Source organism: Agrobacterium tumefaciens (assembly GCF_013318015.2).
Taxonomy (GTDB): Bacteria; Pseudomonadota; Alphaproteobacteria; order Rhizobiales; family Rhizobiaceae; genus Agrobacterium; species Agrobacterium tumefaciens.
In genome coordinates, this window is the sequence record NZ_CP115841.1 from 2,572,733 (window position 1) to 2,597,186 (window position 24,454).

22 protein-coding genes and 1 other RNA gene are annotated in these 24,454 nt (G+C 59.5%); 6 read left to right on the plus strand and 17 right to left on the minus strand.

The features are described from left to right. The first annotated feature begins 415 nt into the window (after positions 1–415). Entirely contained in the window at positions 416–1,360 is a 945-nt protein-coding gene (locus G6L97_RS12505; RefSeq protein WP_013635221.1) for an AEC family transporter, read from the plus strand. Between the two features lie 15 nt (positions 1,361–1,375). On the opposite strand, the gene G6L97_RS12510 is transcribed toward G6L97_RS12505, so the two are convergent. The 9 genes from G6L97_RS12510 to rimP all read right to left on the minus strand — a co-directional run bounded on the left by G6L97_RS12510 (position 1,376) and on the right by rimP (position 12,587). Beyond that, a complete protein-coding gene (locus G6L97_RS12510; protein ID WP_003514275.1) occupies positions 1,376–2,392 on the minus strand; it encodes a class I SAM-dependent methyltransferase in 1,017 nt (338 codons plus the stop codon). A gap of 75 nt (positions 2,393–2,467) precedes the next feature. Further along, positions 2,468–4,615 carry a polyribonucleotide nucleotidyltransferase gene (gene pnp, locus G6L97_RS12515; protein ID WP_003514278.1) on the minus strand — a complete coding sequence of 716 codons (2,148 nt, stop codon included), beginning with the start codon at positions 4,613–4,615 and terminating at the stop codon, positions 2,468–2,470. A gap of 270 nt (positions 4,616–4,885) precedes the next feature. Continuing rightward, on the minus strand, positions 4,886–5,155 hold the full coding sequence (rpsO, locus tag G6L97_RS12520) for a 30S ribosomal protein S15 (RefSeq protein ID WP_003514294.1): 270 nt from the start codon (positions 5,153–5,155) through the stop codon (positions 4,886–4,888). Between the two features lie 163 nt (positions 5,156–5,318). Further along, the gene (gene truB / locus G6L97_RS12525) at positions 5,319–6,266 is read right to left on the minus strand and encodes a tRNA pseudouridine(55) synthase TruB (RefSeq protein ID WP_003514295.1); all 948 of its coding nucleotides are present in this window, start codon (positions 6,264–6,266) and stop codon (positions 5,319–5,321) included. A 3-nt stretch (positions 6,267–6,269) separates the two neighbouring features. Next, on the minus strand, positions 6,270–6,686 hold the full coding sequence (rbfA, locus tag G6L97_RS12530) for a 30S ribosome-binding factor RbfA (protein WP_003507167.1): 417 nt from the start codon (positions 6,684–6,686) through the stop codon (positions 6,270–6,272). A gap of 75 nt (positions 6,687–6,761) precedes the next feature. Continuing rightward, complete coding sequence (gene infB, locus G6L97_RS12535; protein ID WP_003514296.1) at positions 6,762–9,509, minus strand: translation initiation factor IF-2; 2,748 nt, start codon at positions 9,507–9,509, stop codon at positions 6,762–6,764. Positions 9,510–9,611: 102 nt separating this feature from the next. Then, positions 9,612–10,313: an RNA-binding protein gene (locus G6L97_RS12540; RefSeq protein ID WP_003514297.1), complete on the minus strand. Its 702-nt coding sequence runs from the start codon at positions 10,311–10,313 to the stop codon at positions 9,612–9,614. Then, positions 10,310–11,926: a transcription termination factor NusA gene (gene nusA, locus G6L97_RS12545; protein WP_003514298.1), complete on the minus strand. Its 1,617-nt coding sequence runs from the start codon at positions 11,924–11,926 to the stop codon at positions 10,310–10,312. The genes G6L97_RS12540 and nusA overlap by 4 nt, the downstream gene beginning before the upstream one ends. Positions 11,927–11,990: 64 nt before the next feature. After that, on the minus strand, positions 11,991–12,587 hold the full coding sequence (rimP, locus tag G6L97_RS12550; RefSeq protein WP_003514299.1) for a ribosome maturation factor RimP: 597 nt from the start codon (positions 12,585–12,587) through the stop codon (positions 11,991–11,993). 287 nt (positions 12,588–12,874) lie between these two features. Between rimP and G6L97_RS12555 the strand changes: the two genes are divergently transcribed. Further along, positions 12,875–14,503, plus strand: a complete 1,629-nt coding sequence (locus G6L97_RS12555) for an MFS transporter (RefSeq protein ID WP_076843882.1) — start codon at positions 12,875–12,877, stop codon at positions 14,501–14,503. 90 nt (positions 14,504–14,593) lie between these two features. On the opposite strand, the gene G6L97_RS12560 is transcribed toward G6L97_RS12555, so the two are convergent. Then, positions 14,594–15,832 carry a lytic murein transglycosylase gene (locus G6L97_RS12560; RefSeq protein WP_371414568.1) on the minus strand — a complete coding sequence of 413 codons (1,239 nt, stop codon included), beginning with the start codon at positions 15,830–15,832 and terminating at the stop codon, positions 14,594–14,596. Positions 15,833–15,955: 123 nt separating this feature from the next. Further along, positions 15,956–16,561, minus strand: a complete 606-nt coding sequence (gene recR / locus G6L97_RS12565; RefSeq protein ID WP_003514308.1) for a recombination mediator RecR — start codon at positions 16,559–16,561, stop codon at positions 15,956–15,958. A 37-nt stretch (positions 16,562–16,598) separates the two neighbouring features. Between recR and G6L97_RS12570 the strand changes: the two genes are divergently transcribed. Continuing rightward, positions 16,599–17,234 (plus strand): MOSC domain-containing protein, encoded by a 636-nt coding sequence (locus tag G6L97_RS12570; protein WP_162686703.1) that lies wholly within the window; start codon positions 16,599–16,601, stop codon positions 17,232–17,234. A 13-nt stretch (positions 17,235–17,247) separates the two neighbouring features. Here G6L97_RS12570 and G6L97_RS12575 read toward each other — a convergent pair whose 3' ends face one another. From G6L97_RS12575 to ffs, 3 genes are all read right to left on the minus strand, one after another. Beyond that, the gene (locus G6L97_RS12575; RefSeq protein ID WP_111782919.1) at positions 17,248–17,571 is read right to left on the minus strand and encodes a YbaB/EbfC family nucleoid-associated protein; all 324 of its coding nucleotides are present in this window, start codon (positions 17,569–17,571) and stop codon (positions 17,248–17,250) included. Between the two features lie 27 nt (positions 17,572–17,598). After that, on the minus strand, positions 17,599–19,476 hold the full coding sequence (locus tag G6L97_RS12580) for a DNA polymerase III subunit gamma/tau (protein WP_111782918.1): 1,878 nt from the start codon (positions 19,474–19,476) through the stop codon (positions 17,599–17,601). A gap of 162 nt (positions 19,477–19,638) precedes the next feature. Continuing rightward, an RNA gene (gene ffs, locus G6L97_RS12585) (signal recognition particle sRNA small type) lies at positions 19,639–19,735 on the minus strand. A gap of 65 nt (positions 19,736–19,800) precedes the next feature. Between ffs and G6L97_RS12590 the strand changes: the two genes are divergently transcribed. Both G6L97_RS12590 and nudC read left to right on the plus strand, forming a co-directional pair. Beyond that, positions 19,801–20,229 carry an HIT domain-containing protein gene (locus G6L97_RS12590; protein WP_162686704.1) on the plus strand — a complete coding sequence of 143 codons (429 nt, stop codon included), beginning with the start codon at positions 19,801–19,803 and terminating at the stop codon, positions 20,227–20,229. Further along, positions 20,229–21,191 (plus strand): NAD(+) diphosphatase, encoded by a 963-nt coding sequence (gene nudC, locus G6L97_RS12595; RefSeq protein WP_003514323.1) that lies wholly within the window; start codon positions 20,229–20,231, stop codon positions 21,189–21,191. Before G6L97_RS12590 ends, nudC begins: the two co-directional genes overlap by 1 nt. A gap of 15 nt (positions 21,192–21,206) precedes the next feature. On the opposite strand, the gene G6L97_RS12600 is transcribed toward nudC, so the two are convergent. Then, a complete protein-coding gene (locus G6L97_RS12600; RefSeq protein WP_111782955.1) occupies positions 21,207–22,082 on the minus strand; it encodes a prephenate dehydratase in 876 nt (291 codons plus the stop codon). A gap of 11 nt (positions 22,083–22,093) precedes the next feature. Then, complete coding sequence (locus G6L97_RS12605) at positions 22,094–22,849, minus strand: 3-deoxy-manno-octulosonate cytidylyltransferase (RefSeq protein ID WP_003514327.1); 756 nt, start codon at positions 22,847–22,849, stop codon at positions 22,094–22,096. A 150-nt stretch (positions 22,850–22,999) separates the two neighbouring features. Between G6L97_RS12605 and G6L97_RS12610 the strand changes: the two genes are divergently transcribed. Further along, positions 23,000–23,572, plus strand: coding sequence for a c-type cytochrome (locus G6L97_RS12610; protein WP_003514328.1), 573 nt, complete (start codon positions 23,000–23,002; stop codon positions 23,570–23,572). Positions 23,573–23,650: 78 nt separating this feature from the next. Here the strand turns inward: G6L97_RS12610 and G6L97_RS12615 are convergent, their stop codons facing one another. After that, on the minus strand, positions 23,651–24,379 hold the full coding sequence (locus tag G6L97_RS12615; protein ID WP_019564559.1) for a sugar transferase: 729 nt from the start codon (positions 24,377–24,379) through the stop codon (positions 23,651–23,653). Between the last annotated feature and the right edge of the window lie 75 nt (positions 24,380–24,454).

The window sequence follows — 24,454 nt, forward strand, 5'->3', positions numbered from 1 at the left end:
GCCTGTAATGTGGTTAAGCTATCACTCCGATCAGAGCAAACGGTGCGTGAATACGGACCAGAATAGAAGACATGAGGTCTTCTGGCTCACCCGTTATCTCCGTCACGGATGTACTGACGGCGTATAACGGATATGACAAAAGGCGGGGGAAACCCCGCTTTTTCTTTTGGTCCACCTTTGGTGCGCCCCTTTCTAGAGTGCCGCAAGCGGGTTTTCATTAGACGGTGCTCGAAAGACCGACCGCAGCGCCACTTGATCCAGTGACCGGTTTTGAGGGGCTTTCTGCAAAATACCTGACGGAGCTACGTCGCGTATTGAATGAAACATCCGGGTGCAGCGTTTTCGCGATTCCATTCCCTTGGAAAAGGCTCTAAAGCGGAGTATCTCCCGCAAAAGCCGCGAAAGCTCTCCCTCCATGTCTGCCGTTGCCGCGAACGTCGCTCCGATTTTCATTCTTATCCTGATCGGCTGGCTCACCGTCAAGGCCGGCTTGTTCAGAGCTGATGCCGGTGAGATTCTCAGCGATTTCGTGTTCAAGATCGCCGTGCCGACGTTGATCTTCCGCACCCTTGCGGAGGCGAATTTTCATGGCGCATCGCCCTTCCGGCTGTGGCTGACCTATTTCGCCGGCGTGGCCGTAACCTGGACGGTTGGGCATATCGTCACGCGGTACATCTTCAAGCAGGATAGTCGCATCGCCGTCATAGCCGGCATATCCTCGGCCTTTGCCAACAATATCTTCATCGGCCTGCCGCTTGTCGGGCGGTCCATCGGGGATGAGGGGCTGGTCGCCCTCTCCATTCTGCTGGCCATCCATCTGCCGGTCATGATGATTGCCGGTACCATCTTGATGGAGAACGCCACGCATAAGGCGGTGGGCGGCGAAAAGCGCAGCATGGCTTCTGTCTTCAGGCAGGTCGGCCGCAACCTCATTACAAATCCGCTGGTGATCGGACTTTTCATCGGGCTTTCGACCAATGTTTCAGGCGTGACGCTCACGCCCATCCTCAAGACCGTGGTTGATCAGATCGCGTCCATGGCGGGACCGGCAGCGCTCATCTCGCTCGGCATGGCGCTGACGAAATACACCATTCGCGGTAATCTTGGGATTGCCGTCACCATGACGGTTTTCAAACTGCTGCTTCTGCCCGCCTGCGTGTGGGCCATGGGCCACGCTCTCGGCCTCAGCCGGGAATGGACAGCTGCCCTCGTGCTCACCTCGTCGGTGCCGACAGGGGTGAATGCATGGCTGATCGCCAACCGCTTCGGCATCGGCCACAGCGTTGCGGCCTCCACCATCAGCATTTCCACGGCGACCGGTGTTCTCTCCGTGTCGCTGTGGGCATGGCTGTTGAGCTGATGATGCTCGAATTGCTTACTTCTGGGCGCTCAGGATCTTGAAGCGCGCGTTGCGGCATACCTCGGCGCTGGTGCGGAATTCCGCCGCCAGCACCGGCTCATAGGGCATGCCGCGATTGGCGACCATCAGCAGCTTTCCACCGTTGCGAAGCGCGCCGGCAGCCGTCTTGATAAAGGCCTGACCGAGAGCGGGTTCTGCCGCCTGTCCTGCCGCGTGGAAAGGCGGGTTCATGATGATGAGGTCGTATTTTTCTTTCGGCGGCTCGTTTGCAAGGTCCTGCCAGAAGAAGCGCGCCGTCAGTCGCGGATTGTTTTCAAGAAGATTGGTCTTGGCGAATTCGAGCGCGTTCCAGTCCGCTTCGAAAAGATCGATACGCGCCGTGCGCGGCGATTTTTCCGCCAGCATGACCGAGAGATAACCCCAGCCTGCGCCGAAATCGGCGGCGTTGCCGTCGAAGTCGGTCGGCAGGCGCGACGCGAGCAGCTCCGAGCCATCGTCCACGCGGTCATGCGAGAACATGCCGGGCATGGCGGTGAAACGGCCAGCAACCGTAACGGAATGTTGCGCGAGTTTCGACACGGCAGATGCAACGTCTTCCGGCCGTTTGAACCAGAGGGCGACGCCGTGGTACTTCGGCGTCGATTCCGCCTCGATGCCAAGCTTTGCCAGCGTCTTGCGCAGCGTCAGAATGCCGTCTTCCTTCGATCCCGCCGCCACGATCAACCCACCCGCCTTAACGCGCGAGAGCGCTTCAGCGACGCGGTTTTCGTTCTCGCCGCGATGTTTGCCGCAAAGCAGCAACGCCGCATCGTAGTCCTCGCCGGAAATATCCGGGGTGACCTCTGCGTTCTGCGCCTGAAGAGCCCGGTAAAGCGGTCGAAAATTCTGAACCGAGACGATGTCAGCGTTAAAACCGTCTAGCCGCGGGCCGGCTTCCGCTCCCAGAAACAGAACGCGCTCGCCCTCTTTCGGCAAGTCGAGCATCTCTGCGGCAAAGGGATGGAAAAGGGTTTTAACAGCATCACGGCTCATTGGAGCGTCCTCAAGATGGAATAGAAAAAAGGCGCGGGCAAAACCCGCGCCTCGATAGGGTCTGGCGAGGCTGCCTTACTCGGCAGCGGCTTCGCCATCTTCCTTCTTCTTGTCTGCGGCAACTTCCTTGCCGGTTGCCTGGTCGACAACCTTCATGGACAGGCGAACCTTGCCACGCTCGTCGAAGCCCATAAGCTTGACCCAGACCTTGTCGCCTTCCTTGACGACGTCGGAGGTCTTGGCGACACGCTCGGAAGCGAGCTGCGAGATGTGAACGAGGCCGTCGCGGGCGCCGAAGAAGTTGACGAAAGCGCCGAAGTCAGCGGTCTTGACGACCGTACCTTCGTAGATCTGGCCGACTTCCGGTTCTGCAACGATCGAATGGATCCACTTGCGGGCCGCTTCGATTTCCTTGCCGGAAGCAGAAGCGATCTTGACGGTGCCGTCGTCTTCGATGTTGATCTTGGCGCCGGTCTTTTCGACGATTTCGCGGATGACCTTGCCGCCCGAACCGATGACTTCACGGATCTTGTCGACCGGAATGTTCATCACTTCGATGCGCGGTGCGAATTCGCCAAGCTGGCCGCGGCTCTCGGTGATGGCATTCGCCATTTCGCCGAGGATGTGCTTGCGGCCACCCTGTGCCTGCTCCAGAGCGATCTTCATGATCTCTTCGGTGATACCGGCGATCTTGATGTCCATCTGCAGCGAGGTGATGCCGTCGGCAGTACCTGCAACCTTGAAGTCCATGTCGCCGAGGTGATCTTCGTCACCCAGGATGTCGGAGAGAACCGCAAAGCGCTCGCCTTCGAGGATAAGGCCCATGGCGATACCGGCAACTGGCTTGGCCAGCGGTACGCCAGCGTCCATCAGTGCAAGCGAGGTGCCGCAAACCGTTGCCATCGACGAAGAGCCGTTGGACTCGGTGATTTCGGAAACGACGCGCAGCGTGTAGGGGAACTGTTCCGCAGTCGGCAGCATCGGACGGATAGCGCGCCATGCGAGCTTGCCGTGACCGATTTCGCGACGGCCCGGGGAACCCATACGGCCCGTTTCACCGACCGAGTAGGGCGGGAAGTTGTAATGCAGAAGGAAACGTTCCTTGTACATGCCGGTCAGGCTGTCGACATACTGTTCGTCTTCGCCGGTGCCGAGCGTCGCAACAACGATCGCCTGGGTTTCACCACGGGTGAACAGCGCCGAGCCGTGCGTACGCGGCAGGATGCCAACTTCCGAAACGATCGGACGAACGGTCGACAGGTCGCGGCCATCGATGCGGCTCTTGGTGTCGAGAACGTTCCAGCGAACGATCTTCGCCTGAAGGTGCTTGAAGACAGCGCCGATTTCTTCAGGGCTATACTTCGCTTCGCCTTCTTCCGGCAGGAAGTGAGCCTTGACCTTCGCCTTTACGGCGTCGACGGCAGCGTAACGGGCAGCCTTTTCGGTGATCTTGTAGGCGGTGCGCAGTTCGGTTTCGGCAAGGCCGAGCATTTCGTTTTCGAGCGCGGAGAAATCTTCCGGTTCGAATTCGCGCGGTTCCTTGGCGGCAACTTCAGCGAGCTTGATGATCGCGTCGATAACCGGCTGGAAGCCGCGATGGCCGAACATGACGGCGCCGAGCATGACGTCTTCGTTGAGTTCCTTGGCTTCCGACTCCACCATCAGGACGGCGTCCTGCGTGCCGGCAACAACCAGATCCAGAACCGATTCATCCATCTCATCAAGATGCGGGTTCAGAACATATTCGCCGTTGATGTAACCAACGCGCGCGCCGCCGACCGGGCCCATGAAAGGGATGCCAGACAGTGTGAGCGCAGCGGATGCGGCAACCATCGACAGAACGTCCGGGTCATTTTCGAGGTCGTGCTGAATGACCGTTACGACAACCTGCGTGTCGTTCTTGTAGCCTTCAGGAAACAGCGGGCGGATCGGACGGTCGATCAGGCGGGAAACCAGCGTTTCCTTTTCCGACGGACGGCCTTCGCGCTTGAAATAGCCACCGGGGATCTTGCCGGCTGCGTAGGTCTTTTCCTGGTAGTTCACGGTGAGCGGGAAGAAGTCCTGTCCCGGCTTCGGAGACTTTGCGGAAACCACCGTCGCAAGAACCATCGTCTCGCCGTAGGTTGCGATGACGGCGCCGTCAGCCTGACGGGCAACCTTGCCTGTCTCGAGCTTCAGCGGGCGGCCAGCCCATTCGATTTCCACGGAGTGTTTATTGAACATATCTTGTCCTTGTTTGTGTATGCCCGCCTTGCGAGGGGGCAACGAACGACGCAATCACGGGCAAGACAGCCGGAGGCTTTCAAGTTGCAAGCATCCGGCAATCCTGCCCCATGACAGGTCTGCGGTTGAAAAGGCTGCACCGGCCCATCCGGGGCTGCCTTATCGTCCGGGGGCCACATCTATGGCGAACGCCCGGAAATTGAAGATGACCTTCAAAAGGCCAGATATAAAAACCGGCGGGTATCGTTGCGAAACCCGCCGGATAAGGTTTTAGCGGCGAATGCCGAGAGCACCGATCAGCTTGCTGTAACGGGCTTCGTCCTTCTTCTTCAGATAGTCGAGAAGCGAACGGCGGCTCGAAACCAGCGTCAGAAGGCCACGACGGGAGTGGTTGTCCTTCTTGTGGTCCTTGAAGTGACCGGTCAGGTTGTTGATCCGCTCGGTCAGAATAGCGACCTGAACTTCCGGAGAACCGGTGTCGCCTTCGTTCGTTGCATATTCCTTGATGAGGGCGGCTTTGCGCTCTGCAGTAATCGACATCGGACGATCCTTTCTATTTTAAGGAAAAATGGGACGCCTAGAGCCGGGATGTCGTCCAGCTCTGGCCATTCGGCAGCATAGGCAAAGCCCAAGCTGGCGCTGCCTATAAACTATTCCGGGTACAATTGAAAGAGGCGATTGACGGCGCCCCTCAAGGCTCGTCTCAACCGAAAACGCGCTTCGGCCGGAATTCGCCCTCGCCGATCTCGCCGATGGCAATGAGTTTGCCATGCGCAGTGGCATAGGCCTCCGGGTGATTGGCCGGCGCATCACGCCCGCGCAGCAGGATCGGATTGCCCATCTTCAACCGGTGTGCCTGATCATCATTGATGATGAGGTGGGGAAGGGATGAAAGCGCTTCCGCCGTGTCGATCAGAAAAGCATCGAGCGCTTCAAGCCGCTCGTCGCGGTCTTCGATGGCTTCGAGCGCCGTCAAGGTTTCGAGCGGTACCATCATGTCCTCGCCGAATGGCGCGACCATGGTACGGCGCAATTGCGAAATATGACCGAAACAGCCGAGATCCCGGCCCATGTCGCGCGCAAGCGCCCGCACATAGGTACCTTTGCCGCATTCCACTTCGAAATGAGCGGTGTCAGCGTCGGGGCAGGCGAGCAGCGTCAGACGGTGAATTTCCACCTCGCGCGCGGGAATCTCCACCGTTTCGCCTTCACGCGCCAGATCATAGGCCCGCTCACCGGCAATCTTGATGGCGGAAAACTGCGGCGGCGTCTGCATGATCACGCCGGTATAATTGGGCAGAATATCGCGGATCGCCTGTTCGTCCGGGCGCTGGTCGGAGGAGTTGACAACCTCGCCTTCCAGATCGTCGGTTGCGCGTTCTTCACCCCAGGTGACGGTAAACTCGTAGATTTTCCGGCCGTCCATGACGTAAGGAACGGTCTTGGTGGCGTCACCGAGTGCAATCGGCAACATGCCGGACGCCAAGGGGTCGAGTGTTCCGGCGTGACCTGCCTTCTGGGCGTTGAACAGCCATTTGATCTTGGAAACGGCTTCGGTTGAGCCGAAATCGAGCGGCTTGTCGAGAATGAGCCAGCCCGAAATCGGGCGGCCCTTGGGTTTGCGGTTCTGCTGTTTGCGTGGTTTGGACATGCTTCAGTTCTGTTCGTCGTCTTTTTCGTTCGAAGGTCCCAGATCGCGCTGCACCTCCGGTGACCGCAGGAGTGCGTCGATCTTCTGGTAGTTGTCGAAACTCGTATCGTCGCGGAAACGCAGTTCCGGCATGTACTTCATCTGCCGCAGCTGCGGGCCGAGGCGGCCGCGCATGAACTTGGCATGGCGGTTGAGCGCCGTGATGATGTCGGTGTGATCGGCAACGCCAAGCGGCGTCACGTAAGCGGTCGCGATCTTGAGATCGGGTGACATGCGCACTTCCGAGATGGAAATGACGGTGCCTTCGATCAGATCGTCGCGGACTTCGCCGCGCTGGAGAATCTGGGTCAGTGCGGCGCGCACCTGTTCGCCAACACGCAGCATGCGTTGCGAAGGGGCCGATGATGTAGCTTTTGCCATGGGTAATGCCTCAAACGGAGCGAGCGCCGGTGAAGCCGGCGCCCGACAGAAAAGTCCTGTTTTGCGGCGAGACGCTTAGAGCGTTCTCGTGATGTGTTCGACGCGGAAGCACTCGATGGTGTCGCCGGCGCGAATGTCTTCGTAATTCTCGAAGGCCATACCGCACTCCTGACCAACAGGCACTTCGTTGACTTCGTCCTTGAAGCGCTTGAGGGTCTTGAGCTTGCCTTCGTGGATAACGACGTTGTCGCGCACCAGACGCACACCCGCACCACGTTCCACCTTGCCCTCGACGACGCGGCAACCCGCGACCTTACCGACCTTGGTGATGTTGAACACCTCGAGAATTTCGGCATTGCCGAGGAAGGTCTCGCGACGTTCCGGCGAAAGCAGACCCGACATCGCCGCTTTCACGTCATCCACCAGATCGTAGATGATGTTGTAGTAGCGGATTTCGATACCGGCGCGTTCGGACGCCGTACGTGCCTGTGCGTTGGCGCGAACGTTGAAGCCGATGATCGCGGCGTTCGATGCCTCGGCAAGCGAGATATCTGATTCCGTGATGGCACCAGCACCAGAGTGCACGACACGAGCGCGGACTTCGTCTGTGCCGAGCTTGTCGAGCGAAGCGATAATGGCTTCGACCGAACCTTGCACGTCCGCCTTGATGACCAGCGGGAATTCCTTCAATCCCGAAGTCTGCAACTGGCTCATCATCTGTTCCAGCGAGCCGCGCTGACCGGTCTGACGGGCAACAGCCTTGTCGCGAGCCAGACGCTGGCGGTATTCGGAGATCTCGCGAGCACGACCTTCGTTTTCGACAACCGCAAAACGGTCACCGGCCGACGGCGTACCGGAAAGGCCGAGGATTTCGACCGGCATGGCCGGACCGGCTTCCTTCACGTGGTCGCCCTTGTCGTTGACGAGCGCGCGCACACGGCCCCACTGATCGCCGGCAACGATGATCTGGCCGGGCTTCAGTGTACCCTTCTGCACGAGAACGGTCGCGACGGCACCACGTCCACGGTCCAGCTCGGCTTCGATGACCGTGCCTTCCGCAGTGCGGCTTGGATCCGCCTTGAGATCGAGGATTTCTGCCTGAAGCAGGATCGCTTCGAGCAGCTTGTCGAGGTTGAGCTTGTTCTTGGCCGACACTTCGACATCAAGAACTTCACCACCCATCGATTCCACGAACACTTCGTGCTGCAGCAGCTGCTGGCGAACCTTTTCAGGGTTTGCCTCGTGCTTGTCGATCTTGTTGATCGCAACGACGATCGGAACACCGGCCGCCTTCGCATGGTTGATCGACTCGATCGTCTGCGGCATCACGCTGTCGTCGGCTGCAACAACCAGCACAGCGATGTCGGTTGCCTGCGCACCACGGGCACGCATTGCCGTAAAGGCGGCGTGGCCGGGGGTGTCGATGAAGGTGATCTTCTGACCGTTCTTTTCGACCTGATACGCGCCGATATGCTGGGTGATGCCACCGGCCTCGCCAGCAACGACATTCGCCTGACGGATAGCGTCGAGCAGCGAGGTCTTGCCGTGGTCGACGTGGCCCATGATGGTCACGACCGGCGGACGGGAAACCATCTCGCCTTCATCGTCAGCCTTGTTGAAGAGACCCTCTTCAACGTCGGATTCGGAAACGCGCTTGACCGTATGGCCGAATTCGACCGCGATCAGTTCCGCCAGATCGGCGTCGATCACGTCGCCCGGCTTCAGCATCTGGCCTTCCTTCATCAGGAACTTGATGACGTCAACGGCGCGCTCGGACATACGCTGCGACAGTTCCTGAATGGTGATGGTTTCCGGCAGGATGACTTCGCGCAGAACCTTTTCGCGGGTTTCCTGCATCTGGCTGCGACGGAATTTCTCCTGGCGGCGGCGCATGGATGCCATGGAGCGGCCACGCGGCGTACCATCTTCTTCCAGATTGGCGGCGGTCACGGTCAGCTTGCCACGACGGCGCTCTTCTTCGGTCTTCAGGCGGGCTGCAGGCTTGGCCGGAACCGGAGCCACGACCTTGCCACGAGCCGGAAGGCTGCTGCCACGACGGACTGCGCCGCGATCGTCCTCGTCGTCGCCACCGGTGCGGCGTCCGCGGGGAGCGGCGGCATCGGGCGTGGCGGGAGCGGAACGGGGAGCAACAGGCTGGGGACGGGCGTCAGCGCGTGGCGCCGGCGCAGCGGCCGCAGCCGGCTTTTCGCCGGACAGATCGGATTTCGCTTCCGTAACAGGCTGGCTCGCAGCGATCTTTGCCGCAGCAGCCTCTTCGGCAGCGCGGTTTTCGGCTTCGATCTTTTCAGCGGCGATGCGTTGTTCTTCTTCCACCTTGCGGCGGGCTTCGTCTTCGGCGCGCTGCTTGGCTTCGATAACATCGCGAGCCTGCGCTTCTATCAGCGCACGGCGGCGGGCTTCCATCTCGCCTGCGGACAGGTCGTGCAGAACGTTGCCGCGCGGACGGTCAGGCTGACGCTGCTGCGGTGCGGACGAGCCGGGGCGCTGCTGCGAATGGGAAGAACCCGGACGCTGCTGTTGGTTGCTCGGCTGTTGAATGCGTTGCTGTGGGGCCTGCGGACGCGGTGCCGAAGGGGCAGGCGCTGCCGGCTTCGGCGCCGGAGCTGCCGCCACGACAGGCTGAACCGGCTTCTCGTCTTCGGGACGCAGGGGGCGGCGCTTGCGTGTTTCCACGACAACCGCGTTGGTGCGACCTCGACCCATGTCCTGCCGCACGGTGCCCTGATTCATCCCGCCCGGTTTCAGGGTAAGAGTCTTCTTGGCCGGCGCATTGAGTGTCTTGTCGTCGTTGTTGTCGGTCATTCCGTTCCCGTTCCTACGGACGAGAACCGGATGACATCCATCAGGTCTCGTCGTTCAATTGCTGCATCGGAACGCGGCGGCCGTTCATGTTTGGCAACCGCGTCATTGTACTGTCCGGGCAGCGTCGCGTTCCGCCTCAGGCTGACCGCCAAGGCGGTACTGCTTAAGCATCTTTGCGCGCTTCACTACACCCTCACCCGCCTGCCCCGCAAGCGCGCAAGCATGGATAAAAGCATTCTGGCCCATCAACTCGTCCATTTCGGCTTCGCTAAAGAGCCGGAAGGACGGAATTTCATTGCCGGCATCGCTGCCGAGCTCCCAGGCCTTGCGGGCCTGGTCCAGTTTTCGCACGCCGTCTGCCGCGGCATCGGTTGCGTGGAACACGGCAATCGCATTCCCCGAACGGACGGCGGCATCGACTTTCGTCGCGCCGCTGATGAACTGACCCGCCTTGCGCGCCATGTTCATCATTCCGGCAAGCTGCTGCGACATCAGCCGGTCGAGAAGAGCGAGAAGCTCCGGCCCGGCCTTGACGTCGCGTTTGAGTGCCCGTGCGAAGATCTTCTTCGCGATGGCTTTCTCTATCAGGGCGCGCTCCGGCTTTACCCAGCATCCGCGCCCCGGCAATTGGCGTTTCAGGTCCGGAACGACGTTGCCGTCCGGCCCTGCGACGAAGCGGATCAACTCGTCTGGAGATCCGCTCTGCCTTGTCACAATGCACATACGTCCATTGACGTTGCCTTCCAGCCGCCCGTCCTCATCGGTTTCGGGCAGCTCGTCCGGCTCATGCACCTGCGATGTCATTCCTGTTCGGCGGTATCCGCCTCCTCAGTAGCTTCCGCATCGACTTCCTCTTCGGAAGCCAGATCCTCAGCCGTGATCCAGCCTGCCAGAAGACGGGCCTGCACAACCATGTTCTCAGCTTCGACGCGCGATACGTCGAGCTTGGAGAAGATGCCTTCGAACTTCTTCGTCTCGCCGTCCTTGCGTTCGCTCCAGCCGACCAGATCGTCTGCGGCGCAACCGGCAAAGTCCTCGATGGTCTTGATACCGTCTTCACCAAGGGCAACCATCATCTGCGAGGTCAGGCCTTCGATCTGTCGCAGCTCGTCGGCAACGCCGAGTTCCTTGCGCTTGGCGTCCATTTCGGCTTCCAGGCGTTCCAGATATTCGCGGGCGCGGGTCTGGATTTCATCGGCGGTGTCATCGTCGAAGCCGTCGATCGAGGAAATTTCTCCGAGATCGACATACGCAAGTTCTTCAACCTGCGCGAAGCCTTCGGAAGCCAGAACCTGACCAACCATCTCGTCAACGTCGAGGGCGTCCATGAAGAGTGCCGTGCGCTCGTTGAATTCCTTCTGGCGACGCTCGGATTCTTCCTGCTCCGTCATTATGTCGATATCCCAGCCGGTCAGCTGCGATGCCAGACGTACGTTCTGGCCGCGGCGGCCGATGGCGAGCGAAAGCTGCTCGTCGGGAACCACAACTTCGATGCGTTCGGATTCTTCGTCCAGAACGACCTTGGCCACTTCGGCGGGCTGCAGGGCGTTGACGATGAAGGATGCCGGCTCCTGGCTCCACGGAATGATGTCGATCTTTTCGCCCTGCAATTCGCCGACAACGGCCTGAACGCGCGAACCGCGCATACCGACGCAGGCGCCGACCGGATCGATCGACGAGTCGTTCGAGATGACGGCGATTTTGGCGCGGGAACCGGGGTCACGGGCAACCGACTTGATCTGGATGATGCCGTCGTAGATTTCAGGAACTTCCATGGTGAACAGCTTCACCATGAACTGCGGATGTGTACGCGACAGGAAAATCTGCGGGCCACGCTGCTCGCGGCGAACGTCGTAGACGTAGGCGCGGACACGGTCGCCATAACGCATGTTTTCCCGCGGAATCATCTCGTCGCGACGGATGATGCCTTCGCCACGGCCCAGATCGACGATGACATTGCCGTATTCAACGCGCTTGACGGTGCCGTTGACGATTTCGCCGATGCGATCCTTGAACTCGTCATACTGACGGTCGCGTTCTGCTTCGCGCACCTTCTGAACGATGACCTGCTTGGCGGACTGTGCGGCGATACGGCCGAAATCCATCGGCGGCAGCGGATCGGCGATGAAATCGCCGAGCTTGGCGTCCGGGTTGCGGTCGCGGGCAAGTTCGAGCGGAATCTGGGTCGAATAGTCTTCGGCCGTCTCTACCACTTCCAGAAGACGCTGCAGGCGGATTTCGCCGGTCTTGGAGTTGATGTCGGCGCGAATGTTGGTTTCCGAACCATAGCGCGAGCGGGCGGCTTTCTGGATAGCGTCGGCCATTGCGGCAAGCACGATTTCGCGGTCGATGACCTTTTCGCGCGCCACAGCATCGGCGATCTGCAGAAGCTCAAGCCGGTTAGCACTCACTGCCATTTTTTTGTCTCCGTAAGTCGCATAATTGCGGGGATCACCCGTTTTCCGGGCTTTTACGTTGGAATTAGTCTTCGTCTGCTTCGTTTTCGTCGTTCTGGTTTGCGGCGGCGGCCTTTGCCGCCTTGTCTGCCCGCAGCGCATCACGAATAAGGTCGTCCGTCAGAATGAGCTTCGCATCGGAAAGCGCGCTGAACGGAATGGTGACTGTCGGTTCGTCGCCATAGGCGATCTGGTCGCGTTCCAGCTTGAAGCCGTCCGCATCCACCTCGACGATCTTGCCGCGAAACCGCTTGCGGTTTTCGACCAGAATGGAGGTTTCGGCCTTCACCAGATGGCCCTGCCAACGGGTGAAATCCGACTTGCGAACCATCGGCCGGTCGATGCCGGGCGAGGAAACTTCGAGATGATACGCCTTATCGACCGGATCTTCCACATCAAGAACCGGTGAAATCGCCATTGACACGGCTTCGCAGCCCTCGACGGTCATGGTGCCGTCTTCCCGCTCGGCCATCACCTGCAGGGTCATGCCGTTCTGGTTGGAGAGCCGCACGCGCACCAGAAGATATCCCATGCCCGTCAAAACAGGCTCGATGATTTCGGCGATGCGCTGGTCGATTCCCGTTTCGGTTATCAGTCGCGGTTCATGTACGGTGTCTGCCATCTGGCCTTCCGGTCTTTAGATTTTCACCGGGCGCTCAGCCCGTGGTTTCCGGTTCGCCTAACGAAAAAGAGCGGAGCCTTGCGGCCCCACTCTTCATCAAGCGATCAAGAATTTCAAAGGTCATATAGACCCATCAGGGCAGGATTGCAAGGTTTTCGCGGGCAGGGCGCTTCAGTCACGGCTGCGGCCACATTTTCACCTTCACCGTGTCGGAAAGGGTGGCATGATTTCCGGCACTGTCTATAGTTGCCGTTTGACAAATCGCAGTTGCATCAAGTGGACTGATCGTGCCTGACCGTAAATCGCCACTCGCGCCTTTAAGGCATTTGACTTACAGACGAATCTGGATCGCGAGCCTTGCCTCGAATTTCGGCGGTCTGATCCAGGCGGTTGGCGCCGCGTGGATGATGACCTCGCTGTCGAGTTCCGAAAACATGATCGCGCTGGTGCAGGCCTCCACCTCGCTGCCGATCATGATGTTTTCGCTGATTTCAGGCGCACTGGCCGATAGTTTCGACCGCCGCCGCATCATGATTTCCGCTCAGATCCTGATGCTGACGGCTTCCGTGCTGCTGACGGTTTTTGCCTGGTCCGGCTGGCTCACTCCGTGGTTGCTGCTCTTTTTCACCTTCATGATCGGCTGTGGCACGGCGCTCAACAATCCGTCCTGGCAGGCGTCCGTCGGCGAAATGGTGCCGCGTGAGGATCTGCCCGCCGCCGTGACACTGAACAGCGTGGGCTTCAACATCACCCGCAGCGTCGGTCCTGCGATCGGTGGCATCATCGTCGCTGCCGCTGGCGCCGCGGCTGCGTTTTTCGTGAACGCGCTCAGCTATTTCGCCCTCATCTACGCGCTGGTTCGCTGGCAGCCGCCCAAATATGCCTCGACCTTGCCGCGCGAGCAGCTTCTTGCCGCCATATCGGCCGGGATGCGTTATGTGGCGATGTCGCCGAATATCGGCAAGGTTCTGGTGCGTGGCTTTCTCTTCGGCCTTTCCGCCAGCGCCATCCTGGCGCTGATGCCGATCGTTGCCCGCGATCTGGTCGAGGGTGGCCCGCTGACCTACGGCGTCATGCTGGGTGCGTTCGGCGTCGGCGCCATCGGCGGCGCGCTCGTCAGCGCCAGACTTCGCGAGGTTCTGTCCAGCGAATGGATCGTACGTGTCGCCTTTTTGGGCTTCGCCTTCAGTTCCGGCGTGACGGCGGTCAGCACGAACGCGATCGTAACCTCGCTTGTTTTGACTATTGCCGGTGCCTGCTGGGTTCTGGCGCTTTCCCTGTTCAATACCATCGTCCAGCTTTCTGCCCCGCGCTGGGTGGTGGGCCGGGCGCTGTCGCTTTACCAGACGCTGACCTTCGGCGGCATCGCCGTCGGCAGTTGGCTGTGGGGCGAGCTGGCGGAAGATTACGGTATTTCCTATTCCCTTCTCGGTTCGTGCGTGCTGATGCTGCTGGGCGTCGTCGTCGGCCTCAAACTCGCCATGCCCGCTTTTGCTTCACTCAATCTCGATCCGCTCAACCGTTTCGTCGAACCGCCGCTAAGGCTCGATATCAAGCCGCGCAGCGGGCCGATTGCCATTCTCATAGACTATGAAATTCATGACGAGGATCTCGGCGAATTCCTGCCGTTGATGGCCGAGCGTCGCCGCATCCGTCTGCGCGATGGCGCGCGCAACTGGAACCTGATGCGTGATCTGGAAAATCCAGATATCTGGACGGAAAGCTACCATGTACTGACATGGGTGGAATATGTCCGCCACAACCACCGCCGCACCCAGGCGGATGCGGAAGCCTGGGACCGGCTGCTGGCGCTTCATCGCGGCAAGACACGGCCCCGCGTGCACCGGATGATCGAGCGGCAAACCATTCCGCCGACAGATGACATCTTCCACAAGCCGCATACGGACCAGCATTGAGAGACGATAGGGCTAAGTAGTGGCGATGTCATGCTCGGGACAAGCTCGCGCATGACGGAGGAGAGGTTTTCACACGTCGCCAGTAAGCTGCTATTTCAGCTTCGCTTTCAGCGTAGCATCGGGAAAGCAAGTCGGTGACAGACCGTTTTTCGCCTGCCAGTCGCCCAGTGACCGGCGTGTCTTGAAGCCGGCCAGCCCGTCCGCTTTGCCGACATCATAGCCCTTGGCGACGAGTGCCTTCTGCATGGCAAGAACGTCGGAGCGCAACATCGATCCGACATTGCCCCATTCGCCCTTGAACGGCCCCGCCCCATGGGAGATGCGGTCGGCGAGATTGCCGATGAACAGCGCGTAGAGATCGGAATTATTGTATTCCTTGATGACGTAGAAATTCGGCGTCACCACGAATTCCGGCCCGTGCCGCCCGGCTGGCACAAGCATCATGCCGTCGGCGGAGAGGTCATTGGATGGAAAGGCCTTTCCGGAAATGCGGGTGATCCCCATCTTCGCCCACGCACTCACCGGCCGGGCAAGATCCGGGCCTTCCTGGGCGCAGGAGACGTTGCCGGGTATAGACACTTCGAAGCCCCAGTCGCGATCCCTCTGCCAGCCGCGCTGCGAAAGATAGTTCGCTATGGATGCCAATGCGTCCGGCACGGAGTTCCAGATATCGCGGTGGCCGTCGCCATCGAAATCAACGGCATATTTGAGATAGCTCGACGGCATGAATTGCGGCTGACCGAGCGCGCCTGCCCAGGACCCCATCATGCGCGAGGCCGCAATATCGCCGCTTTCGACGATCTTCAGCGCATCGATCAGCTCGGTGCGGAACATCTCCTTGCGGGTCGACATATAGGCTTTCGTCGCCAGCACATCGACAACCGAATGCGGCAGTTTCGCACGGCCGAAACCGGATTCGCGGCCCCAGATCGCCACGACGACATCGCCGGGCACGCCATATTTGGCTTCGATCCGGCGAAGGGTGGCGGCATGCGTCGCGGCCAGAGAGCGGCCGGTGGCGGCAAGCCCCTGCAATCGTTTTTCGGAGAAATAAGCGCCGGGCGATGAAAATTCGGCCTGGCTCTGGCTCTGTTCCTTCGGCGGCTTCTGGCCGGGGATGACGAGATCAGGCAGACTCCAGTTGATGGAAAGGCCGCTCAGCGCAGACTCCAGCGTCTTTTGCGAAATTCCCGCCTTGCGCGCTTCCGGCCAGATTTCCTTTTTCAGCCACGCATTGAAATCGGCATCGTACCGGGCAGCAGCGGCACCTGTCGGCGCGGATTGCGCCAGAGCGGCCGTTGTTGAAAAAACGGAAAGAATGGCGGCCAATGCCTTGAGGCTTTTCCAGGAAAAGTGGAGGCCGGTTTTCCGTCTGGAAATGCGCCAAAACAAAGAATCAAATCGGTTTCGCATTCGGTCTCCTCTTCGAGTGACGGACAGGGAAAGAAGGCGTCAGATCGTTGTGCGAGCGCGCAGCGCCGCCGTCAATGTGCCCTCGTCGAGATAGTCCAGCTCGCCGCCAACAGGCACGCCATGTGCAAGGCGGGTGATCTTGATGCCGAGATCGGCCAGGCGGTCGGTGATGTAATGGGCTGTTGCCTGTCCCTCCACCGTCGCATTGACGGCGATGATGAGCTCGCGAATACCGCCGGCGCTGACGCGATCGATCAGTCCCTTGATGTTCAAATCTTCCGGCCCGACGCCATCGAGCGGCGACAGCGTGCCACCAAGCACATGATAGGCGGTATTCATGGCGCCTGCTCGCTCCAGCGCCCACAGATCCGACACGTCTTCCACCACGATGATGACCGACTGGTCACGTCTATCATCGGCGCAGACCGTGCAGGGATCGATGGTATCGACATTGCCGCAGCACGAGCAGATCTTCACCTTGTCATAGGCTTCACCCATCGCGTGGCCCAGCGGTCCAAGAAGCTGTTCCTTCTTCTTGATGAGATGCAGCGCCGCCCGCCGCGCCGAGCGGGGCCCAAGCCCCGGCACTTTTGCAAGCAGCTGGATCAGTTTTTCGATTTCGGGACCGGTGACTCGTTTTGCCATGAGCGCTTTCTACTGCATAAATCGGGAAACGGGAATCATGAAGCGCGAAGGGCAGTCCATGAAAATACGGGCAGTGTGCCGGGGCGAGGCGAAGGCCTTGCCGGGAAAGACGGCGAAGACGGGTATTTTCAAACATGCCGTGCAGGGCGCGGTGATGGTGGATGCGCAAGGCATCGTCAGCGACGCTGTCTGCAATCGTAAACATCACGGCGGGCCGGATCAGGCGATCTACGCCATGGGTTCCGTCGATCTCGATTTCTGGTCGCGTACGCTGGGTTTTGCGGTTGAGCCCGGATTTTTTGGGGAAAATCTGGTTCTGGAAGGTGTCGATAGTGCAAAACTGCATGTCGGCGACAGGTTTTCAGCCGAGGAAGTGGTGCTGGAAGTGACCGCCGCCCGCATTCCCTGCGCCACCCTGTCAGCCCGGCTCGGCGATCCCGGCTTCGCGCCGCGTTTTCGGCAGGCGGGGCAGCCGGGCTTTTATTGCCGGGTTCTGAAAGGTGGAATGCTCAGCGCCGGTCAAGGCATTGCTTTCGAACCCTATCAGGGAACGAAACTGCCCATACCGGTCATTCTCCAGCGCTTCCGCCCCATGCAGCTTACCAGGGACGAACGTGCCGCATATCTCGGCACCCCGCTTGCGAGCCGGTTCCGCGCCATGCTGGAAGTCTGAATTCGTAAGAATATCAGAACGGCAGCTTCATGCCGGGCGGGATCGGCAGGCCAGCCGTGATTTCCTTGGTCTTTTCAGCGGTGATGGCCTCGGCGCGCTCCTTGGCGTCATTGTGGGCAGCGATGATCAGGTCTTCGAGAATTTCGACGTCGTCTTCCTTGAAGAGAGACGGATCGATCTTCAGGCCCAGCAGGCTGCCCTTGCCATTCAGCTTCACGGTGACGAGACCGCCGCCGGACTTGCCTTCGACTTCAAGCGCGGCGATATCCGCCTGCATCTTTTCCATCTTGGCCTGCATTTCCTTGACCTTGCCCATCATGCCCATGATGTCGCGCATGTGCCAAACTCCTGTTTTTGTTATGTATTAAAATTCGATGTCGTCGCCGGGAAGGATGTCGCCCTCGCTCGATTCGGCAACCGAAGGCGGCGGGGCGATCTCGTCCGGCTCGTCCTGCTGGGTGACGCGAATGCGCACGTCGGTGATTTTTGCACCTGGAAACTGTTGAAGAATGGCTGCCACGTCAGGGTCCTGCCTCGCATCCACGAGGCGGGCGTCGCGCGCACTGCCCTCGGCTTCAACCAGCGTCGGCTGACCCTGTTCCTTGCTAAGGCTGACGATCCAGTGGATACCGGTCCACTCTTTCAGCTTCACACCAAGCTCGCCGGGGAGCGATCCGGGTGCGCCATCGCCGAGGCGCATGTCGAGCCGACCCGGCTCCAGCCGCACCAGCCGTACGAAGTTGCGAACCTTCGCCCGCATGACGGGATCGCGATTTTTCTGGCACAGGTCGGCAATGTCCTGAAGAGAGTTGACGGGAACCTTCGGCTCCGGCCGTTCTTCGGTTTTTGGTGCCGCGACCTGCATTTCCTGCGGGCGGCTGTCAGGCACGGCGCGCAGCATGGTCGAAGGCTGCGAGCTTGCCGGCCTCTGGGCGGAAAGCTCCACAGGTCTTCCTGCGGCCACTGTCTGTCCTGAGGAATAGGCCCGCGCACCTCCGCCATTGCCGCCACCCGAAGGCGCGCCATTGGAGTAGCCGCCATCGCTGTTGGAAAGTTCGAGCAGGCGTCGCGCCGCGTCTTCCGGTGCCGGAAGATTGGCGGCGTGCGAAAGGCGGATCAACACCATTTCGGCCGCACCCGCAGGACGTGAGGCATTTTCAGTTTCCGGAATACCCTTGAGCAGCATCTGCCAGATACGCGACAGCGCAGTCACGGCGATTGTCTCGGCAAATTCCGCGCCATGCACGCGTTCGATCTCGGACAGCGAGGGATCTTCCGCGGCATCCGGCACATATTTCATGCGGGTGACGAGGTGAGTGAAATCGGCAAGGTCGTTCAGCACGACGACGGGGTTGGCGCCTGCCTCGTATTGACCGTTGAATTCCGAAAGTGCCGCCGCGACATCGCCTTTGATGATGTGCTGGAAAAGATCGACGATGCGCGCCCGGTCGGCAAGACCCAGCATGCCGCGCACCGCCTCGGCTTCCACGCGTCCGCCGCCATGGGCGATCGCCTGATCGAGCAGGGAAAGACCGTCACGGGCGGAACCCTCAGCCGCGCGGGCAATCATTGAGAGCGCCTGCGGTTCGGCCTCGAAACCTTCCTTGCCGGCAATGGCAGTGAACAGGCCGACGAGATCGGCGGCGCTGATGCGGCGCAGGTCGAAGCGCTGGCACCGCGACAGCACGGTGATCGGAACCTTGCGGATTTCAGTGGTTGCGAAGATGAATTTCACATGCTCCGGCGGCTCTTCCAACGTCTTAAGAAGACCGTTGAAGGCCTGCGTCGAGAGCATGTGCACTTCGTCGATGATATAGACTTTATAGCGCGCCGAAACCGGGCGGTAACGCACCTGCTCGATGATCTCGCGAATGTCGTCAATACCGGTATGGGAGGCGGCGTCCATCTCGATCACGTCGACATGACGGCCTTCCATGATCGCCTGACAATGTTCGCCGGGGATACGCAGGTCGATGGTCGGTTTGTCGATGGTGTCGGTCTTGTAGTTCAGCGCACGGGCAAGAATACGCGCGGTGGTCGTCTTGCCCACACCGCGAACGCCGGTCAGCATATAGGCCTGCGCGATGCGGCCGGTCTCGAACGCATTCGTCAGCGTGCGGACCATCGGCTCCTGGCCGACCATCAGATCGGAAAAATCCTTCGGACGATATTTGCGTGCCAGTACCCGGTAGCCGGTCCCGCCCTGGGATTCGCTTGATGTGGTGGGTAAGGTGTCGCTCATCGCCTCGCCAGTTTATTTTGCCAGTTTGTCCTAGAGCGCCGTGCGTCCCATTGGACGCATCAGGCACGCTCTATTCCTCTAAAGTCTGCACATCATGCCGATACGCAGGGGCCGCTTTCAGGCTGAACCGGCCCGGCGAAAGCTGAGCGGAATTTAAAAAGGGTGGGAGGCTGGCACGGCGACCCGTGCCTGGCTCGTTAGGGCTGCTTCCTTCCGGACCTGACCCGGTTGGCGAGTGGCTCGTCCACCACCAACCTCCCGGGGCCACATATCGGCAATATCGAAAGCAAATGCAAGCCAAGCCTTCAAAAAACTGCTATCACAATGAAAACAAACATGGAGGACGCCTTGGAGACATTCCGGCTGGACGACAGGCTGGCGCGCGACAGTGCGCTTGTAATGCGTTTGGGACTATGCGAGCTGCGTTTGCAGAACGACAGCCGCTGGCCCTGGCTGGTGCTGGTGCCACAGAGAGGCGGCGCCAGCGAGCTGTTCGATCTTACTCCGCTCGATCAGGCCGTGCTGACGTTCGAGACCAATCTCGTCGCCTCCGCGTTGAAGGAAGTTACCGGGGCCACCAAGATCAATGTCGGCGCGCTGGGCAATATCGTCCGGCAACTTCACGTCCATATTATCGCCCGCAACGAAGGCGACACCTGCTGGCCCGGCCCAATCTGGGGTCACGGGACGCCAGTGCCCTATGGCCCGGGCGAAAAGGAATCCTTGATGAAAAAAATATCCGGCGCGCTCTGATGATATCAATGACTATTTTCGAAACCACTGCTCCCCATCCCGAAGCAAGCCTGCTGACAGCCTTTTCCAAGAACGCCCTCAACCGATTCGCCGAAAAGCGGACGGAAGACTGCGTTGCCGATGCGCTGAAAGTCGATGGCACCCATATTTTTGCCTTCTCCGGCAACCGGCTTGTCCTGAAACATGACGAACAGGTCATAGATCCCCTGTTTTCCGCCTATGAGCTGGCGGAATTGCAGCCGGATTTCGACAATGCCGTTCTGCTTGGATACCGCGAAACTGGCGAACCGAGAATTGCGGTGCCGGTGGCCGTCACGGAAGACACGCTGGCGAGCCACTACAAGCTGGCCGATGCCCGCACCCTTTATCGCGATCATCTTCTCGATGAGGAATTGTTGAGCGAGGTCGCCCAGGCCGTCAGCCTTACGCACTGGAATGCCGACAACCGCTTCTGCGGACGGTGCGGCGGCACGATGGAATTGCGTATCGGCGGCTACAAGCGCATCTGCGCCGCCTGCAATCACACTATTTTTCCCCGAACCGATCCCGTTGTCATCATGATGACGATCGATATCGAGCGCGATCTTTGCCTGCTCGGACGCGGCGCGCATTTTGCGCCGGGCATGTATTCCTGCCTCGCCGGTTTCGTGGAGCCGGGCGAAACGATCGAGCAGGCCGTGCGCCGCGAGACGCATGAAGAATCCGGCGTCGAAATCGGCCGCGTGCGCTATCACGCTTCCCAGCCCTGGCCGATGCCGCACACGCTGATGATCGGCTGTTATGCCGAGGCTCTCTCGTTCGATATTTCCCGCGATGAGATCGAGCTGGAGGATTGCCGCTGGTTCACGCGGGCGGAGGTTGCCACGATGCTGGAGGCTGCTGCGGGCGAGGGCTTTTCCGCGCCTCCGGGCGGTGCCATCGCGCACCGGCTGATGCGCGACTGGGTGGAATGGACGAAATGAAGATTTGCGGCAGGCTCAGCTCTGGTTGAGCTTGCCGCGCATCGCATGACCCTTGTAGACGCCGAGAATTCGGACCTTCTCGGAAAAGAAGCGCAGCTCGTCCAGCGCGTGCCGCACCGGCTCGTCATCCGGATGGCCTTCGATATCGGCATAGAACTGCGTTGCCACGAACCTTCCGCCGAGCTGGTAGCTTTCCAGCTTCGTCATGTTGATGCCATTCGTCGCGAATCCGCCCATTGCCTTATAAAGTGCCGCCGGAATGTTGCGGACATTGAACACGAAGGTCGTGACGATGGTTTCATCTGGTGCTTCGCCTTGGGACTGGCGTTTGGCCCAGTTCTCATCGCGCGAAAGAATTACGAAACGGGTGATGTTGTTTTCTGAATCCTCGACATTTTCAGCCATGATATCAAGGCCGTAGAGACCGGCGGCAAGACGCGGTGCAAGCGCTGCCATGCTGCGATCACACTTTTCAGAAACCAGTCTCGCCGCTCCGGCCGTATCGCCGGCAACGACGGGCTTCCAGCCGTTGGAACGGATGATCTTGCGGCACTGGCCAAGCGCGTGGATGTGGCTGTGAACGGTGCGGATCTCGTCTTTCTTCACGCCCGGTATAACCATCAGCTGGAAGCGGATCGGCATGAAATATTCACCGATGATGTGAAGGCGTGATTCCGGCAGAAGATGATGGATATCGGCAACGCGACCGGCCAGCGTGTTCTCGATCGGGATCATGCCGAGATCGGCTTCGCCGTTTTCGACGGCGTTGAAAGCATCCTCGAATGTCGGGCACGGCAAAGGCTCCATATCCGGGAACATGTCGCGGCATGCCATGTCGGAATTCGCGCCAAATTCGCCCTGAAAGGCAATGCGGTTTGTGCTCAAGGTCATGGAATTATCCATCAGAGGGTTCGGTTTGCGAGAATAGTGCGGGCTTTTTCGAGATCGTGCGGCGTATCAACGCCAAGCGGCACGGAGTGAACGATTTCGGCATCAATACGCATGCCCGCTTCCAGCGCGCGCAATTGTTCCAGCCTTTCGCGCTTCTCGAGTGGCGAAGGCTGAAGCCTCACGAACGTTTCAAGGGCGGCGCGGCGATAGGTATAAAGGCCGATGTGATGATAAAGCGGTCCGTCGCCATAGGGCGCAGTCGCGCGGGTAAAATAAAGCGCGCGCAATCGCGTCTCGGAAAGCGGGCTGCCAACCACTTTCACCACGTTCGGATTGGTCTTTTCTTCCTCGTCGGTGATCTCCACCGTCAGCGTGGCAATGTCGACGGCGGCATTTTCCAACGGGCGCAACGAGGCGCGGATCGTTTCCGCTTCGATGGTCGGAAGGTCGCCCTGAACATTGATGACATATTCGGCGTTGCCATAGGGGTCGGCCTTCTGCAGCGCCTCGAAAATGCGGTCCGAACCGGATTGGTGATCATCGCGCGTCATCATTACGTCGAAACCGGCATTTTTAACGGCTGAAAATACCTGTTCGTCATCGACTGCAACGACGATGCGCGTCGCGCCAGCTTCACGCGCCCTGAGTGCAACCTGCACAATCATCGGTTTGCCGCCAATATCCGCGAGAGGCTTGCCCGGAAGCCGTGTCGATGCCATCCGCGCCGGTATAAGGACGACAGCTTTCTCGAATTCCCGATTCTTCATCCGACACCCTTCAAATCCCAACCGAAAAGTGTCAAAACGTCACGGAGTGGGGAATATTATTCAAGTTGCGCAGGCTGTGCAAAAGCCATAGCTTTTGAATAATTTCAAGATGCCCGGTTATATGGAGCGGATGCGAGGGAGCGCATATAGATGAATTCTTATGTAAATATGGGCGTTGGGGCGTTGCTGGGCACGGTTTTCGTTCTGATGTCGGTGTCAATTGCGTCTGAGGGCATTTTTCATGCGCCCACCCCGGAAAAGGAAGGTTACGCCATCGTCGCGGAAGCGAGCGGCGGCGAGGCTGCAGGCGAACCCGCTGCAGCGGCAACTCCGATTGCGAAATTGCTCGCCAGCGCGGATGCTGCCAAGGGTGAGGCGGTCTTCAAGAAGTGTACGAGCTGTCATACCGGAGAGAGTGGTGGTGCAAACAAGGTCGGCCCCAATCTCTTCGATATCGTCAACCGGCCGATCGCCAGCCATGCGGGTTTCAGCTACTCCGCAGCAATGAAGGATTTCTCCAAGGGCGGTTCCGTGCACTGGGATTACGATCATCTCAGCTACTTCATCGAAGCTCCCAAGAAACACGTTCCCGGCACGGCCATGGGCTTTGCGGGTGTGAAGAAGGAGACGGAACGCGCCGATCTCATCGCTTATCTGCGCACGCTGTCGGCAAACCCGGCGCCGCTGCCGGATCCGGCTGCGGCTCCCGTGCCGATAAACTGACGGAAATGGTGATTTCATAAGAAAAGCCCGGCATCGCTGCCGGGCTTTTTTGATTCTATCTGTCTGATTTCTGAAAGATCAGAAACCCTTGCCGCCGCGCAATTCGGAAATGACCGTTCCGATCATGATCTTGATATCCAGCCAGACGGAAAAATTGTCGACGTAATAAAGATCGGACACGATGCGGGCACGCGCCTTGTCACTGCGATCCGTCGGGCCGCGCAAACCCCGCATCTGGGCAAGACCGGTAATGCCTGGCCGCATCCGGTGCCGCAGGTGGTAGTGGGGAACAAGTTCCTCATAAAGACGGCCGGCGGCCAGCATGCCGATGGCATGGCAGCGCGGACCCACCAGCGACATGTCGCCTTTCAAGACGTTGATGAGCTGTGGCAGCTCGTCGACATTTGTGCGGCGAAGCACGGCGCCGATCCGGGTTATCCTCGGATCGTTCTTTACCGTTTGCGCCACGCCGGTGGCATCGCCCAGTTCGGTTCGCATCGAGCGAAATTTATAGACCCTGATCTTTCGCCCGTTCATGCCCCAACGGACTTGTGAGAACAGGACCGGCCCTTTGCTGTCGAGTTTGACCAGCGCCGCGACGGTCAGCAATACGGGCGCGAGTGCGACAAGGGCGATGGACGCCCCTGCAATGTCGATCGTTCTCTTGAGCACAAACTGGCTGCGCAGGAACACCGATGTGTTGGTTTCTGAAATGGAAGGTTGCGTTTCCGCCGCGTCGAAAGTGACAGACGCAGGATAAGGGGCGCCGTAAAACACGGCATGCGATGAGCTTTTAGTACCCAGCATAATATGAAGCCCTGAAAAGTTATTTTGAAACAAGAAAATTTATTTATATGAACGATTAATAATTCATTTACCGTA